Genomic DNA, 20,457 nt, shown 5'->3' with positions numbered 1-20,457 from the left:
GGACCCCCGGGTGGCTATCCTTCTCGTACCCCGCCGCGTGATCACGCCGTACGCAGGTTCGACGGAGAGGCAGCCGATGGCCGAGCGACCAGGTGGCAGGAACGGCGGCCGCAAGTCGGTCTGGCGCCGGGCCCAGACGCCGCCCGTGCCCGCCGCCGGGACACCCGCGCCCGGTCCCGCGGAGCCGGCCGGCGCGACCGGCGTCGTCCAGGCGGCGCTCTACCGCGACGGCGTCCGCGTCTCCTCCCCCGCCACCCTCGCCGAGACCTACCGCGAGCTGCGCGAGGAGTCCCCGGGCATGGCGTGGATCGGCCTCGCCCGCCCGACGGCGGCCCAACTGCACTCCTTGGCAGCCGAGTTCGGGCTGCATCCGCTGGCGGTCGAGGACGCCATGGAGGCGCACCAGCGCCCCAAGCTGGAGCGGTACGGCGACACGCTCTTCGTGGTCCTGCGGGCCGCCCGCTACCTCGACGCGCCCGAAGAGGTCGACTTCGGCGAGCTGCACGTGTTCGTCGGCCCGGACTTCGTGCTGACGGTCCGGCACGGTGCGGCACCCGACCTGTCGGCGGTCCGCCGCCGTATGGAGGACTCCCCCGAGCTGCTGGGACTCGGCCCGGAGGCGGTGCTCTACGCGATCCTGGACGCGGTGGTCGACGGCTACGCGCCGGTGGTGGCCGGCGTCCAGAACGACATCGACGAGATCGAGACCGAGGTGTTCCGCGGCGACCCCGCGGTCTCCCGCCGCATCTACGAACTGTCGCGGGAGATGGTCGAGTTCCAGCGCGCCACGCGCCCGCTCGTGGGCATGCTGCACGGCCTGATGGCCGGCTTCGCCAAGTACGAGACCGACGAGGAGCTCCAGCGCTACCTGCGGGACGTCGCCGACCACGTCACCCACATCAGCGAGCGCGTCGACGGCTTCCGCCAGGCCCTCACCGAGATCCTGACGGTCAACGCGACCCTGGTCACCCAGCAGCAGAACGCGGAGATGCGGGCGCTGGCGGAGGCGGGGTTCGAGCAGAACGAGGAGGTCAAGAAGATCTCCTCGTGGGCGGCCATCCTCTTCGCGCCCACGCTCGTCGGCACCATCTACGGCATGAACTTCACGCACATGCCCGAGCTGGGCTGGACCTTCGGGTATCCGTTCGCGATCGGGCTGATGGGGGTCGTCTGCGTCAGCCTGTACGTGATCTTCAAGCACCGGGACTGGCTGTAGGGGAGGACCCGGACGGGTCGTCGTCGCGTCCCGCCGCCACCCGCCCCATCGTCAGGGCCAGCCGTCGCACCCGGCGCCAGTCCATGCGAGGCGCGACCGGCGGCACCCCGGGACGGTGCCGCGGCACCCGTACGCGCAGCGCGCCGGGTACGAGACGGCAGTGCACCGGGGTGGGCAGCGACAGCGCCTCGCCGTCGACCCCGACCGGGACGGCCGGGGTGTCGGCCTCGACGACGACCTCCCGGGCGGTCACGGAGGTCAGACCGCGGCTGTTCTCACCGCGCAGCAGCAGATCCGTCGCCTCCGCCGCGCTGCCGACCTCGACGGCCAGCACCCCGAGCCGGCCGGAGTCCAGCCGGTCCCGGCGCCCGAGTCCCGCCGTGTCGTCCGTGCGGTAGGGGTTGTTGCTCACCAGCACGGCCTGCGGATCCGTCAGGGTCCGCCCCTCGACGCGGACGGTCAGCCGGGCGCCGCTGTGGTGGGTCAGCAGGTCCGGCAGCATCTCCAGGGTGGTGCGGGCCTTGTCCTCGCGGTAGGCGGGGCTCTGCACCACGGCCGCGTACACCCCGAACGAGGCGTTGTTGACGAAGACGCGCTCCTCCCCGGACCGCGCGGACCCGGCCCCCGCCCGGATCCGGCCGAGGTCGACGCGCAGTTCGACCCCGTCGGTCAGCGCGCCCAGGCAGGCCGACGGGTCCTGCCGGTCCAGGCCCAGGTCCATGGCGAAGTGGTTCCGGGTGCCGGCGCTGATCACCAGGAACGGGACGTCGTGCTCGGCGGCCACACCGGCCACCAGGGCCTGGGTGCCGTCGCCGCCCGCGACGCCGAGCAGGTCCGCTCCGTCGGCGACGGCCCGCCGCGCCAGCTCGGCCACGTCCTGGTGGTGCGTCGGGTCGAGTACGACGACCTCCGCGCCCAGGGCGCGGGCGCGCTCCACGAGGCGGAACTTCTCCACCTTCCCGCCCCCGGACCGCGGATTCATGATCAGGAAGGGCCGCCGGACCCGGCCCGCCGGATGCTCCGCCATGTGCCGGGACGTGCCGTCGGCGAGTGCCGCCCGGCCCGCGGTGACGGCCAGCGCCCACAGGCCGAGCGAGACCAGTACGACCCACAGCAGCCCGGCGAGCGCGTACAGCGCGAGGACGGCGAGCGGCGCGCCGAGAGCGAGCAGCGCGCCCAGCGCCCGTACCCACCGGGTGCGGGTCACCACCCACCAGCCGCCGACCGCCGTGAGCACCAGCCCGGCCGCTCCCACCAGGACCAGGAACACACTGCCGAACCCGGCGAAGACCAGCAGCACCGCCAGTGCCGCCGCGCCCGCCAGGAGGGCCAGACGCGCGGTCCAGCGCCTGTTCATGGCAGCACCTCCCGTCCCGGCCCGGCCTCCCGGTGCCGAGGGCGTCGGGTTCCCTCCCAGGCTACGAGGAGGCACCGCGCGGGGCACGTCCGGGACGTCCGGCCGGTCCCCCGGTGGTGTCCGGGAATGTCCACGCCGTCCGCGGTGTCGTTCCCGGGGGATCAAGGACCTACGAGCAGTCAAGGAGCCGTGATGAGTGAGGCGTTGGTGCTGGGCGGCGGCGGGGTGGGCGGTATCGCCTGGATGACCGGGCTGCTGGCGGGGCTCGCCGATGCCGGGCGGGACGTGAGCGGGGCGGGTCTGCTCGTCGGGACCTCCGCCGGTTCCGCGGTGGCGGCGCAGCTGGGGAGCGGGCTGGGCCTGGAGGAGCTGTACGCCCGGCAGGTGGACCCCGCGCTGCAGTCCGCCGAGATCGCGGCGGAGATGGATCTGGAGAAGTTCGCCGCGGAGATCGGCGCCGCGGCCGAGTCGGCCGCCTCCACGGCGGACCTGCGGCGCGCGGTCGGCCGGGCGGCGCTCGCCGCGCCGACGGTCTCCGAGCGGGCGCGGCACGCGGTGATCGCGTCCCGGTTGCCGGCCCACGGATGGCCCGAGCGGGCGGTGAAGATCGTCGCGGTGGACGCCGGGAGCGGTGAGCCGCGCGTCTTCGACCGGGACTCCGGAGTGCCGCTGGTGGACGCCGTCGCGGCGAGCTGCGCCGTGCCGGGCGTGTGGCCCCCGGTGACGATCGGTGAACACCGGTACATGGACGGCGGGGTGCGGTCCATCGCCAACGTCGACCTGGCCGCCGGTGCGGACCGGGTGCTGGTGCTCGTGCCGCTCGGCACCACCGAGCCGTTCCCCAGCGACCAGCCGTTGGAGCGGTGCGTCGGAGAACTGCGCGCCCGGGGCGCCGAGGTGCTGCTCATCGCCCCCGACGAGGCGTCGCTGGCGGCGATCGGCGACAACGCCCTGGACCCCGCCACCCGCCGCCCGGCAGCGAAGGCGGGCCGCGCCCAGGGCCGGAGCCTGGAGCTGGGGTGGGGTCAGGACTGAACGAGCCGGCGCCCACGGCGACCGGTACGCCCCCCTGCGGCGCGGCTGAGCGAGCCGGCCCGTGTCGGCACACCCAGCGCGACGACGGACCGCCTGCCCGGCTCGCACCCGCCGGGCAGCAAGCGCCTGGTCCCGCGTCGCGGCTCGGTCGAGCAGCCGGGCCGCGCCCGCCCCCAGCTGACCACGGCGGGCGCCTGCGGCACGCCGGCCGAACCGAAACGCTTGAGCCCGGCAGGGCGACCCGGCCCGGACCATCGCGCGACGGCGGTGGGCCTGCCCAGTTCGCCTCACCGGGCAGCCGGCGCCCGAGCCTGCGTCGCGGCACGGGCTGGTCATGCGCCCCCCTGCGGCACGCTCGGCCGGGCCGCCCCAGGGATCCCCGGCGGGTCGGCGCGACCGAAGGTCGCCTGCCCGGCTCGCACCGCCGAGGGCCCCGCCCCGGCTCGCAGGAAGCGCACGGGGCCCATCCCTGACGGCCCCGTGCCGACCGCCCGTGAATGCCCCCAGGCGGTGTCCGGCCGATGCGCGCGGCCGCCGGGAGGTGTGACCGGTCCCGGAGGAGATCCGGGTCAGTGCGCCGCCAGTGCCGCCAGTACCTCGTCGTCGGTGAGTTGGCCGAAGTCCTCGTACCACTGGCCGACGGCGGAGAAGCCCGTCGGGCGGTGCGGGCAGAGGATGGTGTCGGCCTCGGCGGCGAGCAGTTCGACGGAGTCGGGGGCACCGACGGGCACCGCCAGGACGAGCCGGGCCGGCCGGCGGCGCCGGAGGTGGCGCAGGGCCGCGCGGGCGGTGGCACCGGTGGCCAGGCCGTCGTCGACGACGATCACCGTGCGGCCGGCCAGCTCGGGGACCGGCCGGTCACCCCGGTAACGCCGTTCGCGGCGGCGCAGTTCGCGCCGTTCGCGCTCGACCACGGGGGCCATCGACTCCTCGGTCAGGCCCAACAGGTCCAGGGTGTCCGCGTCGAAGAGCGGCGGGTCGTCACCGGCGAGCGCGCCGACGGCGAACTCCTCGTGGTGCGGGGCGCCGATCTTGCGGACGACGAGCACGTCCAGCGGGGCGTCGAGAGCCCGGGCGACGGGCTCGGCCACGGCGATGCCCCCGCGCGGCAGGGCGAGCACCACGGGATCGGTCAGCTCTCCCCGCGCCTGCGCGTCGGCCAGCAGCCCGGCGAGTTCCCGGCCGGCTTCGGCGCGGTCCCGGAAGCGCATGTCGTCCTCCTCCGCGGAGCCCCTGCCTCCATGGTGCTACGGCGACCAGGTGTACCGCGGATCACACCCCGGAATTCGCACACATGCTCTATACACTGAGTGTATAGTCCCCGCATGCCTCTTTCGACCGACGGGATCCCGACCGGCGTCCCGACCATGTCCCCGACGCCCGCGCCTCCGCCCAGGAAGATGCGCGAACGGCGCCGCGGGTTGCGTCCGGCGGCGCTCCTTTCGGCCGCGGCCTGCCTCGCGCTGGCGCTGTCCGGCTGCGCCCAGGTCGACACCACCGCACCGAGCACCGCGCGCGCCGAGGCGGCGCACGGGGCGCCGGGCAGGCTCGGGACCGTCGACTGCCGCCAGGCCAAGTGCATCGCGCTCACCTTCGACGCGGGCCCCAGCGAGAACTCGCCGGCGCTGCTCGACATCCTCAAGGAGAAGAAGGTCCCGGCGACCTTCTTCCTGCTCGGCAAGCGGCACATCGAGAAGTACCCGGAGCTGGTCAAGCGGATGGCCGCCGAGGGCCACGAGGTCGCGAGCCACACCTGGGACCACAGGATCCTCACCCGGATATCCGACGCGCAGATACGGGCGGAGCTGAAGCGGCCCAACGACGAGATCGAGCGGCTCACCGGCCGCAAGCCGACGCTGATGCGCCCGCCTCAGGGCCGTACCGACGCCGACGTGCACGAGATCTGCAAGGAACTGGGCCTGGCGGAGGTGCTGTGGAGCGTGACCGCCAAGGACTACACGACCGAGGACTCGGACCTCATCACCCAGCGGGTCCTCGACCAGGCGTCACGGGACGGGATCATCCTGCTGCACGACATCTACAAGGGCACCGTGCCCGCGGTGCCCGGCATCATCGACGCCCTCAAGGAGCGCGGCTACGTCTTCGTGACGGTCCCTCAGCTGCTCGCGCCCGGCAAGCCCGAGCCGGGCAAGGTGTACCGGCCCTGAGGCCGGGGGCGGGCCGTCGCGCGAGGGGCGGTCACAGTCCGCCGAGTCCCGGCGCGTCGTGCGGGACGTACTCGGACTCCGGGGGCGGGGGCGGCGGAGCGAGCGGATGACTGTCGGGCAGCGCATGCCTGCCGTGCAGGGCCACCCGGCCGAGCACCTCCGGGTCGCCCCGGTCCGGTCCGGGGTGGGGATCGGGCGCCCAGGCACCCTTCTTCGCCCGCCCGACGGCCCGTCTGCCCAGCGGCGACGGTCCGGGGTGGCGGCTGCTGTCGCGCCACCACAGGATCCACGGCACCACGAGCACGGGGACGTATCCGGCCAGGATCCCGTAGGAGCCGTCCAGCCAGGCGAGTACGACGCCCGCCACGGTGAGCAGCCAGGAGACCGAGATCGCCAGCACGAGGTACTCGAAGGCGGTCAGGGCGGCGCCCGCGCGCACGGGATCGTTCAAGAGGCCCTCGCCGACGAGCCGTTGCACGAGACGGTCGACGCGCTCGTCGTCCGGCGCCTGCCAGGGCAGCCCGTGGTCGCGTGCGGTGGCGCGGTGCCGTACGACCGCGTCGGCGAACGCGGCCTCGACGTCGTCCTGCGGCCGGAGGGCGGCCGGGTCCAGGCGTATCCAGTCGTGCCTCCCCGACACGGTGAGCCGGCGGGTGTCCCGCATACGCACCGCCACGACCTCGAAGAGGCGGCGGGTGCCGCCCCGCAGGTAGGCGATCTCGTAGACGTCGGCCACGGGCTCCGCCCGGCGCACGACGGCGACGGCGGCCACCCGGCGGGCCGCACGGCCGCTGCAGAGGGCGCCCGAGACCAGCAGGGCCGCGGTCACGGCCAGTACGACGAAGCCGATCCGCTCCACCGGCACGGCGCCCCCTCGGAGATGTCCGACTGACGGGCGGCATACCCGGACCCGCCCGCCGGAACGCCGATCTCCGTATGCCGGGCGCGTTCCCGGACCCTTTCGGGCACGCCGTTCGGCAGCGGGCCGGACGCTCGCGCGGCGGACGGCCGTTGGGCCGGTCAGGTGAGCCGGGGGCGAACGCGCTGGTGGACGCCGCCGATTCCCTACGATCGTGCCGTGCCCACCTTTTCCCTCGAACGCACGCCCCCGCTCGCCCCCGAGGAGGCGTGGCGCAGGCTGACGGAATGGCCCCGCCACGCCGACGTGGTCCCGCTGACCAGGATCGAGGTGCTCACCGCGCCACCGACCCACGAGGGCACGCGATTCGTGGCCCGTTCGGGCGTCGGACCGGTGACCGTCGACGACGTCATGGAGGTGACGGTCTGGCGCCCCCCGGTGGGCGGCGAGCCCGGACTGTGCCGGCTGGAGAAGCGCGGCCGGGTCGTCCTGGGCTGGGCGGAGATCGAGGTCCGGCCGGAGCCGGGGGGCCGCAGCCGGGTGGTGTGGCGGGAGGAACTGCGCGTCCGCCTCCTGCCCCGCCTCTTCGACGGCGTCCTGGACCGGACGGCCCGCCTCATGTTCGGCCGCGCGGCGGATCAGCTGCTCAGGAAGGCCTGAACGACGGCGGCTCTCAGGCGACCGAGCCGATGCGCCGCGCCGGCCGGGTCGCCGTGTCGTGGTGGATCGGGGTGTGCGCGCCCGTCAGGGACACCCCGCTGCCGCCCCGGCGGTGGGCGACGATCTCCGCGCCGATGGACAGGGCGGTCTCCTCGGGCGTACGGGCGCCGAGGTCGAGGCCGATCGGGGAGCGCAGGCGGGCCAGTTCCAGCTCGGTGACGCCGACTTCGCGCAGCCGCTCGTTGCGGTCGAGGTGGGTGCGGCGGGAGCCCATCGCGCCGACGTAGGCGACGGGCAGCCGGAGGGCCAGTTCGAGCAGGGGGACGTCGAACTTGGCGTCGTGGGTGAGGACGCAGAGGACCGTACGGGCGTCGGTCTCGGTGCGCTCCAGGTACCGGTGCGGCCACTCGACGACGATCTCGTCGGCCTCCGGGAAGCGGACACGGGTGGCGAACACCGGCCGGGCGTCGCACACCGTGACGTGGTAGCCGAGGAACTTGCCGACCCGGACCAGCGCGGACGCGAAGTCGATCGCACCGAAGACGATCATGCGGGGCGGGGGGACGGAGGACTCGATCAGGACGGTGAGCGGGGACCCGCAGCGCGAGCCCTGCTCGCCGATCTCCAGGGTGCCGGTGCGGCCCGCGTCCAGGAAGGCGCCGGCCTCGGCCGCGACCGTGCGGTCCAGTTCGGGGTGGCCGCCGAAGCCGCCGTCGGTGGAGCCGCCGGGACGGACGAGGAGGGCCCGGCCCCGCAGCTGTGCCGGTCCCTCCACGATCCGCGCGACCGCCGCCGCCTCCCCACGCGCGGCGGCGGCCAGCGCGGCCGCGAGCACCGGCCGGGCGGGACCGTCCGCCCGGACCGGCACGACGAGGATGTCGATGATGCCGCCGCAGGTCAGGCCGACGGCGAAGGCGTCCTCGTCGCTGTAGCCGAAGCGCTCCAGGACGGTCTCCCCGTCCTCCAGCGCCTGCCGGCACAGCTCGTACACGGCGCCCTCCACGCACCCGCCGGAGACCGACCCGATCGCCGTGCCGTCGGCGTCCACCGCGAGGGCGGCGCCGGGCTGGCGCGGGGCGCTGCCGCCGACGGCCACCACGGTGGCGACGGCGAAGTCACGGCCCTGCTCGACCCACCGGTCGAGCTCCTCGGCGATGTCCAGCATCTGTCGGTCTCCTCACGGGGTTGCGCGGACGGGCTTTCGGCGCGGCGGCTAGTGCACGCCGAGCCAGCCCTCGATCGGATGAAGGGCGAAGTAGACCAGGAAGATCACGGCCAGCCCCCACATGAAGGCGCCGATCTCGCGGGCCTTGCCCTGGCCGGTCTTGATGGCGACGTAGGAGATGACGCCCGCGGCGACACCGGAGGTGATGGTGTACGTGAACGGCATCAGGACGACCGTCAGGAAGACCGGGATGGCGGTCGCGCGGTCGGCCCAGTCCACGTGCCGGGCGTTCATCAGCATCATGGCGCCGATGACCACCAGGGCCGCGGAGGCGACCTCCTGGGGGACGATCGCGGTCACGGGGGTGAAGAACAGACAGGCCGCGAAGAACAGGCCGGTGACGACGGAGGCCAGGCCCGTGCGGGCGCCCTCGCCGACGCCGGTCGCCGACTCGATGAACACCGTCTGGCCGGAGCCGCCCGCCACACCGCCGATCGCACCGCCGGCGCCGTCGATGAACAGCGCCTTGGACAGGCCGGGCATGCGGCCCTTGTCGTCGGCGAGCCCGGCCTCCGTGCCGACGCCGATGATGGTGGCCATCGCGTCGAAGAAGCCGGCCAGCACGAGGGTGAAGACGATCATGCCGATCGTCATCGCGCCGACCTTCTCCCAGCCGCCGAACTCCACGTGGCCGAAGAGCGAGAAGTCGGGCATCGAGACCGCGGTGCCGTGCAGTTCGGGGGCGCCGTTGGCCCACTGCTTCGGGTCGATGACGCCGAGACCGTTGAGCACGGCGGCGACGATCGTGCCGGAGACGATGCCGATGAGGATGGCGCCGGGGACGTTCCGGGCCTGGAGCATGAAGATCAGCAACAGCGTGCCGGCGAAGAGCAGCACCGGCCAGCCGGCGAGTTCACCGGCGGGGCCGAGGGTGACCGGGGTGGCCTTGCCCTGGTGCACGAAGCCGGACTTGTAGAAGCCGATGAGCGCGATGAACAGGCCGATGCCCATGGTGATGCCGTGCTTGAGCGCCAGCGGGATCGCGTTCATGATCATCTCGCGCAGGCCGGTGACGACCAGCAGCATGATGACCACGCCGTACATCACGCACATGCCCATGGCCTGCGGCCAGGTCATGTTGGGGGCCACCTGCGAGGACAGCACGCCGGAGACGGACAGGCCGGCCGCGAGCGCGAGGGGCACCTTGCCGGCGAAGCCCATCAGCAGCGTGGTGAAGGCCGCCGCGAACGCGGTCGCGGTGATCAGCGCCTTCTGGCCGAGCGTGTCCCCCGCCGCGTCCTTGCCGGACAGGATGAGGGGGTTGAGCAGGAGGATGTACGCCATCGCCATGAAGGTGGTGATGCCGCCGCGCACCTCACGCGCGACTGTGGATCCTCTTCCGGATATGTGGAAGTACCTGTCGAGCCAGGACCGTCCGGCCGGGATGCGACTGCCGTCGCCGGCGTCGTCGGACGCGGTCCTGGGCTCCACTGACTGCTGGGTCATGGTGCCATCTCCCAAGGTTCACAGGGGCACCCGTGCAACCGCCCTGACGGTCACGGGATTTGGGAATGGACGGCCCGGGGGACGGCCCGAGACGAACGAATTTCCTGGTGCTTCGAGGGCCGCGAGCGGTGCGGAACTCAAAGGGGGTTCCTCCGGGCGGCGCGGCGGAGTGTGTGACGTTCCCTCACACCGCCCGGAGAGTCTGGGTGTTACACGGTCCCCGTGAGGTGCTCGGGCCGCACCGGAGTGCGGTTGAGCTCCAGCCCGGTCGCGTTCCGGATCGCCGCGAGGACGGCCGGGGTGGACGACAGGGTCGGGGCTTCACCGATGCCGCGCAGCCCGTAGGGCGCGTGGTCGTCGGCGAGTTCGAGGACGTCGACCGGGATGGTCGGCGTGTCGAGGATGGTCGGGATCAGGTAGTCCGTGAAGGAGGGGTTCCTGACCTTCGCCGTCTTCGGGTCGACGATGATCTCCTCCATCACGGCCACGCCCAGGCCCTGGGTGGTGCCGCCCTGGATCTGGCCGATGACGGAGAGCGGGTTGAGCGCCTTGCCGACGTCCTGGGCGCAGGCCAGTTCGATGACCTTGACCAGGCCCAGCTCGGTGTCGACCTCGACCACCGCGCGGTGCGCGGCGAAGGAGTACTGGACGTGACCGTTGCCCTGGCCGGTGCGCAGGTCGAAGGGCTCGGTCGGCCGGTGCCGCCACTCCTCCTCCAGCTCCACGACCTCGCCCTCCAGGACGTCGACCAGGTCGCCGAGGACCTCGCCGCCGTCGGTGACGACCTTGCCGCCCTCCAGCAGGAGTTCGGCGGTCGCCCAGGCCGGGTGGTAGGAGCCGAACTTGCGGCGCCCGATCTCCAGGACCCGCTCGCGGACCAGTTCGCAGGCGTTCTTCACGGCGCCGCCGGTGACGTAGGTCTGCCGGGAGGCCGAGGTCGAGCCGGCCGAGCCCACCTGTGTGTCGGCGGGGTGGATGGTCACCTGGGTGACGCCGAGTTCGGTGCGGGCGATCTGCGCGTGGACGGTGACCCCGCCCTGGCCGACCTCCGCCATCGCGGTGTGCACGGTGGCGACGGGCTCGCCGCCGATGACCTCCATGCGCACCTTGGCGGTGGAGTAGTCGTCGAAGCCCTCGGAGAAGCCGACGTTCTTGATGCCGACCGCGTAGCCGACCCCGCGCACGACGCCCTCGCCGTGCGTGGTGTTGGACAGTCCGCCGGGCAGCTGCCGTACGTCGGCGCCCTCGCTGGACTCCCACTGGCGCTCGGGCGGCAGTGGCATCGCCTTGATGCGGCGCAGGAGTTCGGCGACCGGGGCCGGGGAGTCGACCGGCTGCCCGGTCGGCATGAGCGTCCCCTGCTCCATCGCGTTGAGCTGGCGGAACTTCACCGGGTCCATGCCCAGCTTCGTCGCCAGCTTGTCCATCTGCGCCTCGTAGGCGAAGCACGCCTGGACCGCGCCGAAGCCGCGCATGGCGCCGCAGGGCGGGTTGTTGGTGTAGAGGGCGATGGCCTCGATGTCGACGTCGTCGACGACGTACGGGCCGACGGAGAGGGAGGAGGCGTTGCCGACGACCGCGGGGGAGGCGGAGGCGTAGGCGCCGCCGTCCAGGACGATCCGGCACTTCATGTGCGTGAGCTTGCCGTCCTTGGTGGCGCCGTGCTCGTAGTAGAGCTTCGCCGGGTGCCGGTGGACGTGCCCGAAGAAGGACTCGAACCGGTTGTAGACGATCTTCACCGGCTTGCCGGTGCGCAGCGCCAGCAGGCAGGCGTGGATCTGCATCGACAGGTCCTCGCGGCCGCCGAACGCGCCGCCGACGCCGGCCAGCGTCATGCGCACCTTGTCCTCGGGCAGGCCGAGGACCGGCGCGATCTGGCGCAGGTCGGAGTGCAGCCACTGGGTGGCGATGTAGAGGTGGACGCCGCCGTCCTCCTCGGGCACGGCGAGGCCGGACTCGGGGCCGAGGAAGGCCTGGTCCTGCATGCCGAAGGTGTACTCGCCCTCGACGATCACGTCGGCCCGCTCGCGGGCCCGCGCCACGTCGCCGCGGACGATCGGCTGGCGGTGCACGATGTTGGGGTGCGGGACGTGCCCGCTGTGGTGGTCGTCGCGGCCCTCGTGGACGAGGATCGCGTCCGGGGCGGTCGCCGAGGCCTCGTCGGTGATGACGGGCAGTTCCCGGTAGTCCACCTTGATCTTGGCGGCGGCGCGGCGGGCCGTCTCCGGGTGGTCGGCGGCGACGATCGCGACCGGCTCGCCGTGGTGGCGTACCTTGCCGTGCGCGAGGACCGGGGTGTCCTGGATCTCCAGGCCGTAGTTCTTCACCTCGGTGGGCAGGTCGTCGTACGTCATGACGGCGTAGACGCCCGGCATGGCGAGGGCCTCGGCGGTGTCGATCGACACGATCTCGGCGTGCGCGACGGTGGAGCGCAGGATCTGGCCCCACAGCATGTCCTCGTGCCACATGTCGGACGAGTACGCGAACTCGCCGGTGACCTTGAGGGTGCCGTCCGGGCGGAGCGTGGACTCCCCGATACCGCCCTTGGTCTGCGAGCCCTGCGTGATCTTCGTAGGAGCGCCGTTGGTCGGCATGTCTGTCAGACCCCCTCGGACTGGCGGGCGGCGGCCAGGCGGACCGCGTCCATGATCTTCTCGTAGCCCGTGCAGCGGCACAGGTTGCCCGACAGCGCCTCGCGGATGTCCGCGTCGCTCGGGTTCGGGTTGCTCTCCAGCATCTCGTCGGCGGCGACGAGCAGACCGGGGGTGCAGAAGCCGCACTGGACGGCGCCGGCGTCGATGAACGCCTGCTGGATCGGGGAGAGTTCGGTGCCCTCACCGGTCTGCGAGTCGGTGCCCTTGGCCTGCCACTGCTTGGCCTCGTCCAGCGAGGTGCCGCCGCAGGCGCCGGTCGCGCAGCCGCTCTCGGCGCGCTGCTTGGCGAAGTCCGCGAGACCCTCGACGGTCACCACCTCGCGGCCCTCGACCTGGCCGGCCGCGACCAGGCAGGAGCAGACCGGGACGCCGTCCAGGCGGACGGTGCAGGAGCCGCACTCGCCCTGCTCGCAGGCGTTCTTGGAGCCGGGCAGCCCGAGGCGCTCGCGCAGGACGTACAGCAGGGACTCGCCCTCCCAGACGTCGTCGGCCTCCTGCGGGCGTCCATTGACGGTGAAGTTGACGCGCATTACGCAGCTCCCTCGGTGGTGCGGCGGGCGCCGCGGTACGACTCCCAGGTCCAGGTCAGCGTCCGGCGTGCCATCACGCCGACCGCGTGGCGGCGGTAGCTCGCGGTGCCCCGGACGTCGTCGATCGGGTTGCAGGCGCCGGAGCACAGCTCCGCGAACTGCTTGGCGACCGAAGGGGTGATGATCTTGCCGTTGTCCCAGAAGCCGCCCTCTTCGAGCGCCGCGTTCAGGAACTCCTCGGCGGCCTTGGCCCGCACCGGGGTGGGGGCGGCCGAGCCGATGCCGGTGCGCACGGTGCGCGTCCCGGGGTGCAGGGCCAGGCCGAACGCGCACACGGCGATGACCATGGCGTTGCGGGTGCCGACCTTCGAGTACTGCTGCGGGCCGTCGGCCTTCTCGATGTGCACGGCGCGGATCAGCTCGTCGGGCTGGAGCGCGTTGCGCTTGACGCCCGTGTAGAACTCGTCGATGGGGATCAGCCGGGTGCCGCGGGCCGCCGACTCCGCCTCGACCTGCGCGCCGGCCGCCAGCAGGGCGGGGTGGGCGTCACCGGCGGGCGAGGCCGTGCCGAGGTTGCCGCCGACGCCGCCGCGGTTGCGGATCTGCGGGGAGGCGACCGTGTGCGACGCGAGCGCCAGGCCCGGCAGCTCGGCGCGGAGGTTCTCCATGATCCGGGTGTACGGGACGGAGGCACCCAGCCGTACGGTGTCCTCGCCCACCTCCCACTCGGAGAGGTCGCCGATGCGGTTGAGGTCGAGGAGGTACTCGGGCCGGCGGTGGTCGAAGTTGATCTCGACCATCACATCGGTGCCACCCGCAATCGGCACAGCGGTGGGGTGCTCGGCCTTGGCGGCGAGCGCCTCCTCCCAGCTGGCGGGGCGAAGGAAGTCCATGACCGGCTCTCTTCTTCGTCTCGTGGGTCGTTCAGATTGAGCCAATCCGTGTGCGGCGGGCCCGGCTCGTTCATGTCCTGTTAACGCGGAGTGGACTCAGTACACCGCTCCGTACTCCGGCGGGGTCAGTCACCGAAACCATGAAGGAGTTCGCTGGCCAGGGCGAGCATCTTGTAGATTCGTATGAACGGAGGTCATCGGTAGCCTCTCGGTTTTCCCTGGGCAACGCGGGAAACGGCACCCGGACCCCGGGATACGCCCCCGAGCGTCCGGTTCCGGGTGACCCTCCCGTCACCCTCAAAGATCCATCGTAGGTTTCGAGACAAAGAACGGCGGCGACGAGATGCGGCTGCGCGCACTGCTGGACACCGACGCGCTGGGCCTGCGGCTGCTCGGCGGCGAGGACGAGCTGGACCGGTCGGTCCGCGGGGTCATGACGACCGACCTGCGCGACCCGTCCCGCTACCTCTCCGGAGGTGAGCTGGTCCTCACGGGCCTGGCCTGGCGCCGGGACGCCGACGACTCCGAGCCGTTCGTCCGCATCCTGGTGCAGGCCGGGGTGGCGGCCCTGGCCGCCGGCGAGGCCGAGCTGGGCGATGTGCCGGAGGACCTGGTGCTGGCCTGCGCCCGGCACCGGCTGCCGCTGTTCGCGGTGCACGAGTCGGTGGCGTTCGCGTCGATCACCGAGCACGTCGTACGGCAGGTCTCCGGAGAGCGTGCCGGGGACCTGGCGGCGGTCGTGGACCGGCACCGGCGGATGATGACCTCGGGCCCGGCGGGCGGCGGCCCGGACGTCGTCCTGGACCTGCTCGGCACCGACCTGGACCTGCGCGCCTGGGTGCTCTCCCCCACCGGCCGCCTGATCGCCGGCTCCAAGGAGACGAGCCCGGCGCTGCCCGTCGAGACCTGCGCGCGGCTCGCCGCCGAGCACCTGGCCGCCACCCGCACCGGACGGCGCGGACCGCACCGCTTCCTGCTGGACGGGGTGACGTACTCGCTCTTCCCGGTCCGTTCCTCCGGCCGCTCCCCGCAGGCCGCCCGGGACGTCCGCGAGACGGTCCTGTCGGACTGGCTGCTGGCCGTCGAGGCCGACGCCGGCGACTGGCCCGAGGAGCGCCTGGACCTGCTCCAGGGCGTCACCCAGCTGATCGCCGTGGAGCGGGACCGCCGGGACGCGGCCCGCACGGTCCGGCGCCGGCTGGCCCAGGAGGTGCTGGAGCTGGTCCAGACGGGCGCCGCGCCCGCCGAGATCGCGGCCCGGCTGCGGGTGGCCGCGCCGGTGCTGCTGCCCGGGCTCGGCACGGCCCCGCACTGGCAGGTCGTCGTGGCCCGCGTCGAGTGGGAGGGCCAGGAGGCCGAGGGCGGTCCGGTCGCCCAGTCGCTCCTGGAGGAAGTGCTGGTCGACCCGCTGGCGACCGGCCCGGAGCCCTCGGACCGCATCGCCGTGGCCCACACCGGCGACGAGGCCATCGCCCTGGTCCCGCTGCCCGCGGTCTCCGCCGAGCACGACGGCTCCGAGACGGGGTTGCTGGCCGACTCCCTGCTGCAGTCGGTGCGGGAGCCGCTGACGGCCGGCCTGAACGACGACGGACGGCTCACCCTCGGCGTGAGCGCGGCCGTGCACTCCGCGGAGGGGCTGCGCGGCGCCCTGGAGGAGGCCCGGCACGCCCGCCGGGTCGCCGCGGCCCGTCCCGGCCGGGTCTGCGCGGCCGGCCACCAGGAACTGGCCTCGCACGTCCTGCTGCTGCCGTTCGTCCCCGACGACGTCCGCCGCGCCTTCACGGCACGCCTCCTGGACCCCCTGAAGGACTACGACCGCCGCCACCGGGCGGAGCTGATCCCGACCCTCGAGGCGTTCCTCGACTGCGACGGCTCCTGGACCCGCTGCGCCACCCGTCTGCACCTGCACGTCAACACGCTGCGCTACCGGGTCGGCCGTATCGAGCAGTTGACGGGACGGGACCTCTCGCGCCTGGAGGACAAGCTGGACTTCTTCCTGGCCCTGCGCATGAGCTGAGGTCAGCGGGGGCGCGAGGGGCCGGATCCGGTCACGCTCGCGCCCCACGACTTTGTGAAATCTTTCACCCGACGTCTTGGCCCCGCCCCGCCGCAGATGCTGGAATGCCGCCACCACTCAACAGCTCGATGGCGTGCTCGGGGAGGGCAACGTGGCGCATACCGCCATGTCTGGTAACGGAACGACCGCTGGTGACGATCCTCTCCAGACCGCGGTATGGCGGCTGCGCTCGCGGGCCTGCTGGGCCGACGCGGCGGCGCTGCTGCCACCCGGCACACCGGCGACGGCGCTGCAACGGGCCGCGCTGCTCGTCGAACGGTGCCTGTACACCGAGCGGGGCTGGCAGGAGGCCGAGGACGCCCTGCGCACGGCGGAGGCGCTCGCGCACGGCGACGAGGAGCGCGGCGCTGCGGCCTGCGAGCGGGGCCAACTCGCCTACGCGGCGACGCTGCACGGGGTGCGGGACCGGGCCGACGAGGCGCGGGCCGCGCTCGGCCGGGCGGCGGCGCTGATCGCTCCCGGGGCGGCCGGGCGGGCCCTGCTGGACTTCCGCCGGGGGCTGCTGGCGGAGAACCTGAGTCACTCGCCGCAGGCGGCCCGTGCCGCGTACCGGCGGGCCCACGCGGGTGCCGTCGCGCACGCCGACCCGTTGCTGCTGTCCTTCACCTGGCGCCATCTGGCCGGACTCGCGCTGCGGGACGGGGAGTTGGCCGAGGCGCGGCACGGCTTCGCCGAATCCCTGCGGATCCGGGAGGAGTTGGGCTACCTGGTGGGTACGGCGCCGGCACTGGCGTCGCTGGCCGACGCGGAGTCCGAACCGGAGGCGTCCCGGCTGCGGGAGGAAGCGCGCCGCCTGTTCCGCCTCCTGGGTGGCGTACCGACCTGGCTGGCGGCCCAGCTGACGCCTCCGGCACCGGGGGCGGCGACGGCGTAGCACCGGGCGGGAGAGGTTTCACCGGGCCGCGCGCGGCCCGGTGCCGGCCGATCACGCAGTTCCCCACGCCCCTCGGGACACCGCCCGACTTGCCGGTGGCGACGGCCGCAACCCCCTCCGGGGCGCGGGGAACTGCGCGACCAGCCACGACGGACCCGCACCCGGCACCGGCCCGCACCCTCACGGCGCGGACCCGGAACCCTCAGCCCGCGCCCGCGAAGTGCTCGTTCACCAGCGCCGCCACCATGTCCAGGTCGCGCACGGTCAGCGCGTCCAGCAGGGCCGTGTGCTCCGCCGCGTCGGCCAGCAGCCCGGCCCGCCCGAGCGGTACCGGCGGCCACTGCGCACGCCGGTGCAGGTCCTCCGCGATCCGCACCAGCTGCCCGTTGCCGGACAGGGCGAGCAGGGCCCGGTGGAAGGCGCGGTCGGACTCCGCGTACGTCGCCGGACAGCCGGAGGCGGCCGCGCGTGCCGTCTCCTCGGCGAGGGGACGCAGCTCGGCCCACCGCTCGGCCGGCACCGTGCGGGCCAGCCGCAGCATCACCGGCACCTCGATGAGCGCCCGCACCTCCGCCAGTTCGGCCAGCTCCCGCGCCCCGCGCTCGACCACCCGGAAGCCGCGGTTGGGCACGACCTCGACGGCACCCTCCAGCGCGAGCTGCTGCATGGCCTCCCGGACCGGGGTGGCCGAGACGCCGAAGCGGTCCCCGAGCACCGGCGCCGAGTAGACCTCGCCCGGCTTCAGCTCGCCCGCGACCAGTGCGGTGCGCAGCGCGTCCAGGATCTGCCCGCGCACCGAGGACCGCTGCACCACGGGCCGCTGCCCGGGGACCGGCCGCTCGGCGTGGGTGTGCTCGCCCCGGACGCCGGGCAGGGCGGTGTCCCGCTCCCGACAGCCGTCGAGGGCGTCCGCCGCGCGCTGCTGCGCCGGCACCCGGGCCACGCCGCTGTGGGGTATGCCCGCCCCGGCGGGGGCCTGCACGCCCTGCTTCACGGGTCCTCCTGGCGGCTTGTCGGTACTTGGGGTCATTAACGACGGCTTGTCACTTGTCCGTCAAGCACCTTAGGCGCACCCGGGGCCAGTTCAAACTCCCGTGCGAGCAGGTAAGGTAAGGCTTACCTGCACCAGTCCCGCCCGCGATCACAGATCGGTGGTCCCGCCATGCCCGCTGCGGCCTCGCCGTTCACCGCCGCCTACGACCGTCTCGGCGCCGCCTTCCCCGGCCTGACCGTGACGGAGCCGGACCCGGCCGGACCGGCGCCCCGGGGGGACGGCTGGGTCACCGCTGCCGGGCTGGCGGCGGGCGGGGCGGAGCTGGACGCCTTCCTCGCCTGGGACGAGGACCAGGTGCTGCGGGACTACGGCACCCGGGCCCGCCCGGACGTCGTCGCGAGTTTCGGCCTGCACCGCTACGCCTGGCCGGCCTGCCTGCTGATCACCGTCCCCTGGTTCCTGCGGCGCCGGGTCCCCCGGCTGCCCGTGACGCATGTCTCGTACGACCGCACCGCCGGCCGCATGGCGATACACGGGCCCGTCTCCTTCGCCTGCCTGCCGGACGACCCCGCCGCCGCCCTGCCCGGCGCCGTCGTCGTACCGGACGAGGAGGCGCTGCGGGCCGAGGTGCGGGCGGCCGTCGCCGAGCACCTGGAGCCGGTGCTCGCCGCCTTCGGGCCGCGGATGCGGCGGCGCGGGCGGGCCCTGTGGGGCATGGCGACCGACGAGGTCGTGGAGGGGCTGTGGTACGTCGCCCACCTGTTCGGCGAGGACGAGGAGCGGCGGGCCGTGCGGGAGCTGGAGCTGCTGCTGCCGGGCGCGACCCGGCCATACGTCGGCTCCGCCGCGTTCCGGGTGCTGACCGGCCCGGACGGCGAGCCGCTGCCGACCCGTGACCGGGCGAGCTGCTGCATGTTCTACACCGTGCGCCCGGAGGACACCTGCGCCACCTGCCCGCGCACCTGCGACACCGACAGGATCGCCAAGTTGGCTCTGTCCGCTGCGGCTTGAGTGTCCATCAGGTCCGGAGCACGGTCCCGGGTCCATTAGGATCACCGCCGTCGGACCACCCCGCCCCGGAGGACCCTCCGGGCGGCTGCTTCACCCCTTCCTCACCCGTCGCGGGAACTTTCCGCGGAACCACCCGTACGGGTAGTCTTATTCGAACTCAACTCCCGCCCGTCACACGGCAGTTCGAGCAGACAGCCGCCTTGGGCATCCCCTTGCGCCTTATTGGCGGCCTCTTGCCCCGAAACCCCCTGAGGGCCGTCGGGAGTGGGCCACTATGGCGGGCGTTACGCCCTATCCCAATGCAAGGGACCCCTGATGAGACTGACCGACATATCGCTGAACTGGCTGCTTCCGGGCGCCGTGCTGCTCCTGGGCATGCTGGCGGCGGTGGCGGTGCTCGCGCGCGGGAAGCGCACCTCCGGGGAGAACGCGAGTGCGGACGACTCGTGGGAGCGCAGCGAGGAGCGACGCAGGCGCAAGGAGGCCGTCTACGGCACGGCCTCCTACGTGCTGCTCTTCTGCTGTGCGGCGGTCGCGGCCGCCCTGTCCTTCCACGGCCTCGTCGGCTTCGGCGAACAGAACCTGGGGCTGACCGACGGCTGGCAGTACCTGGTGCCCTTCGGCCTGGACGGCGCGGCGATGTTCTGCTCCGTGCTCGCCGTGCGGGAGGCCAGCCACGGCGACGCGGCCCTCGGCTCCCGGATACTCGTGTGGATGTTCGCCGCGGCGGCGGCCTGGTTCAACTGGGTGCACGCGCCCCGGGGTGTGGGGCACGCCGGGGCGCCGCAGTTCTTCTCCGGCATGTCGCTGTCGGCGGCCGTCCTGTTCGACCGGGCGCTGAAGCAGACCCGCCGGGCCGCGCTGCGTGAGCAGGGCCTGGTGCCGCGTCCGCTGCCGCAGATCCGGATCGTGCGCTGGGTGCGGGCGCCGCGCGAGACCTACGGGGCCTGGTCGCTGATGCTCCTGGAGGGTGTGCGCAGCCTCGACGAAGCGGTCGAGGAGGTGCGCGAGGACAAGCGGCAGAAGGAGGAGACCCGCCAGCGGCGGCGCGACCAGCAGCGCGTGGAGCGCGCCCGGCTGAAGGCCATCAGCCGGGGACACCGCGGCCTGATCGGCCGGGCGAACCGGGAGGTGGAGGTGCAGGCGGTCGAGCGCGGGCCCGCCCAGGCGACCGCGGAGCCTGCCATATCGACGGCGGAGCAGCTGCCCGTGCGCGCCCGGCCCTCCCTGCAGCCGGTCCGCAGCGGTTCTGAACCGGTGACCGTCGACCTCACCGCGGAGGACGACACCATGGCGCTGCCGCGCCTGGACTCCCTGGAGCGCAAGCTGAAGGACCTGGAGCAGCAGTTCGGCTGACGGCCGGCCCCGCGGTACGGACCGTGGTGACAGCAGTACGGGACGGGGGCGTGACCACGCGGGTCACGCCCCCGTCCCGTACGCGTGCCCACGCACGCTGCC

17 protein-coding genes are annotated in these 20,457 nt (G+C 73.5%); 8 read left to right on the top strand and 9 right to left on the bottom strand.

Annotation, left to right across the window (positions count from 1 at the left end; genetic code table 11):
* Positions 1-76: 76 nt before the first annotated feature.
* Entirely contained in the window at positions 77-1,216 is a 1,140-nt protein-coding gene (locus ACF08B_RS14170) for a magnesium and cobalt transport protein CorA (protein WP_392317576.1), read from the top strand.
* Here the strand turns inward: ACF08B_RS14170 and ACF08B_RS14165 are convergent.
* Positions 1,194-2,573 (bottom strand): diacylglycerol/lipid kinase family protein, encoded by a 1,380-nt coding sequence (locus ACF08B_RS14165; RefSeq protein WP_392317575.1) that lies wholly within the window; start codon positions 2,571-2,573, stop codon positions 1,194-1,196. The genes ACF08B_RS14170 and ACF08B_RS14165 overlap by 23 nt on opposite strands.
* Before the next feature lie 192 nt (positions 2,574-2,765).
* On the opposite strand from ACF08B_RS14165, the gene ACF08B_RS14160 reads away from it, so the two are divergent.
* On the top strand, positions 2,766-3,608 hold the full coding sequence (locus ACF08B_RS14160) for a patatin-like phospholipase family protein (protein ID WP_392317574.1): 843 nt from the start codon (positions 2,766-2,768) through the stop codon (positions 3,606-3,608).
* Between the two features lie 569 nt (positions 3,609-4,177).
* Here the strand turns inward: ACF08B_RS14160 and ACF08B_RS14155 are convergent.
* Positions 4,178-4,819, bottom strand: coding sequence for a phosphoribosyltransferase (locus ACF08B_RS14155; protein ID WP_392317573.1), 642 nt, complete (start codon positions 4,817-4,819; stop codon positions 4,178-4,180).
* A 189-nt stretch (positions 4,820-5,008) separates the two neighbouring features.
* Between ACF08B_RS14155 and ACF08B_RS14150 the strand changes: the two genes are divergently transcribed.
* Entirely contained in the window at positions 5,009-5,776 is a 768-nt protein-coding gene (locus ACF08B_RS14150) for a polysaccharide deacetylase family protein (protein WP_392317726.1), read from the top strand.
* 31 nt (positions 5,777-5,807) lie between these two features.
* Here the strand turns inward: ACF08B_RS14150 and ACF08B_RS14145 are convergent, their stop codons facing one another.
* Positions 5,808-6,641 (bottom strand): TIGR04222 domain-containing membrane protein, encoded by an 834-nt coding sequence (locus ACF08B_RS14145; protein WP_392317572.1) that lies wholly within the window; start codon positions 6,639-6,641, stop codon positions 5,808-5,810.
* Between the two features lie 213 nt (positions 6,642-6,854).
* On the opposite strand from ACF08B_RS14145, the gene ACF08B_RS14140 reads away from it, so the two are divergent.
* Positions 6,855-7,295 carry an SRPBCC family protein gene (locus tag ACF08B_RS14140; protein ID WP_392317571.1) on the top strand — a complete coding sequence of 147 codons (441 nt, stop codon included), beginning with the start codon at positions 6,855-6,857 and terminating at the stop codon, positions 7,293-7,295.
* Positions 7,296-7,308: 13 nt separating this feature from the next.
* Here the strand turns inward: ACF08B_RS14140 and ACF08B_RS14135 are convergent, their stop codons facing one another.
* The 5 genes from ACF08B_RS14135 to ACF08B_RS14115 form a co-directional block, all read right to left on the bottom strand.
* Positions 7,309-8,460, bottom strand: a complete 1,152-nt coding sequence (locus tag ACF08B_RS14135) for an XdhC family protein (RefSeq protein WP_392317570.1) — start codon at positions 8,458-8,460, stop codon at positions 7,309-7,311.
* 48 nt (positions 8,461-8,508) lie between these two features.
* Positions 8,509-9,966 carry an NCS2 family permease gene (locus tag ACF08B_RS14130; RefSeq protein ID WP_392317569.1) on the bottom strand — a complete coding sequence of 486 codons (1,458 nt, stop codon included), beginning with the start codon at positions 9,964-9,966 and terminating at the stop codon, positions 8,509-8,511.
* 209 nt (positions 9,967-10,175) lie between these two features.
* Positions 10,176-12,560, bottom strand: coding sequence for a xanthine dehydrogenase family protein molybdopterin-binding subunit (locus tag ACF08B_RS14125; protein WP_392317568.1), 2,385 nt, complete (start codon positions 12,558-12,560; stop codon positions 10,176-10,178).
* A 5-nt stretch (positions 12,561-12,565) separates the two neighbouring features.
* A complete protein-coding gene (locus ACF08B_RS14120; RefSeq protein WP_392317567.1) occupies positions 12,566-13,150 on the bottom strand; it encodes a (2Fe-2S)-binding protein in 585 nt (194 codons plus the stop codon).
* Positions 13,150-14,043 (bottom strand): xanthine dehydrogenase family protein subunit M, encoded by an 894-nt coding sequence (locus ACF08B_RS14115; protein WP_093697896.1) that lies wholly within the window; start codon positions 14,041-14,043, stop codon positions 13,150-13,152. The genes ACF08B_RS14120 and ACF08B_RS14115 overlap by 1 nt, the downstream gene beginning before the upstream one ends.
* A 343-nt stretch (positions 14,044-14,386) precedes the next feature.
* Between ACF08B_RS14115 and ACF08B_RS14110 the strand changes: the two genes are divergently transcribed.
* Together ACF08B_RS14110 and ACF08B_RS14105 are read left to right on the top strand one after the other, a co-directional pair.
* Positions 14,387-16,060 carry a PucR family transcriptional regulator gene (locus ACF08B_RS14110; protein WP_392317566.1) on the top strand — a complete coding sequence of 558 codons (1,674 nt, stop codon included), beginning with the start codon at positions 14,387-14,389 and terminating at the stop codon, positions 16,058-16,060.
* A gap of 166 nt (positions 16,061-16,226) precedes the next feature.
* The gene (locus ACF08B_RS14105; RefSeq protein ID WP_176985526.1) at positions 16,227-16,994 is read left to right on the top strand and encodes a hypothetical protein; all 768 of its coding nucleotides are present in this window, start codon (positions 16,227-16,229) and stop codon (positions 16,992-16,994) included.
* Positions 16,995-17,196: 202 nt separating this feature from the next.
* Here the strand turns inward: ACF08B_RS14105 and ACF08B_RS14100 are convergent, their stop codons facing one another.
* On the bottom strand, positions 17,197-17,988 hold the full coding sequence (locus tag ACF08B_RS14100; RefSeq protein WP_392317565.1) for a GntR family transcriptional regulator: 792 nt from the start codon (positions 17,986-17,988) through the stop codon (positions 17,197-17,199).
* Positions 17,989-18,156: 168 nt separating this feature from the next.
* On the opposite strand from ACF08B_RS14100, the gene ACF08B_RS14095 reads away from it, so the two are divergent.
* Positions 18,157-18,999 (top strand): (2Fe-2S)-binding protein, encoded by an 843-nt coding sequence (locus ACF08B_RS14095; protein WP_392317564.1) that lies wholly within the window; start codon positions 18,157-18,159, stop codon positions 18,997-18,999.
* A gap of 315 nt (positions 19,000-19,314) precedes the next feature.
* Positions 19,315-20,355, top strand: coding sequence for a DUF2637 domain-containing protein (locus ACF08B_RS14090; RefSeq protein ID WP_093473748.1), 1,041 nt, complete (start codon positions 19,315-19,317; stop codon positions 20,353-20,355).
* Positions 20,356-20,457: the final 102 nt, after the last annotated feature.

Source organism: Streptomyces sp. NPDC015139 (genome assembly GCF_043079785.1).
In the GTDB taxonomy this organism is placed as follows: Bacteria; Actinomycetota; Actinomycetes; order Streptomycetales; family Streptomycetaceae; genus Streptomyces; species Streptomyces albidocamelliae.
Note: the sequence above shows the minus strand (reverse complement) of the source record. Positions and strands in the feature narration are given on the sequence as shown.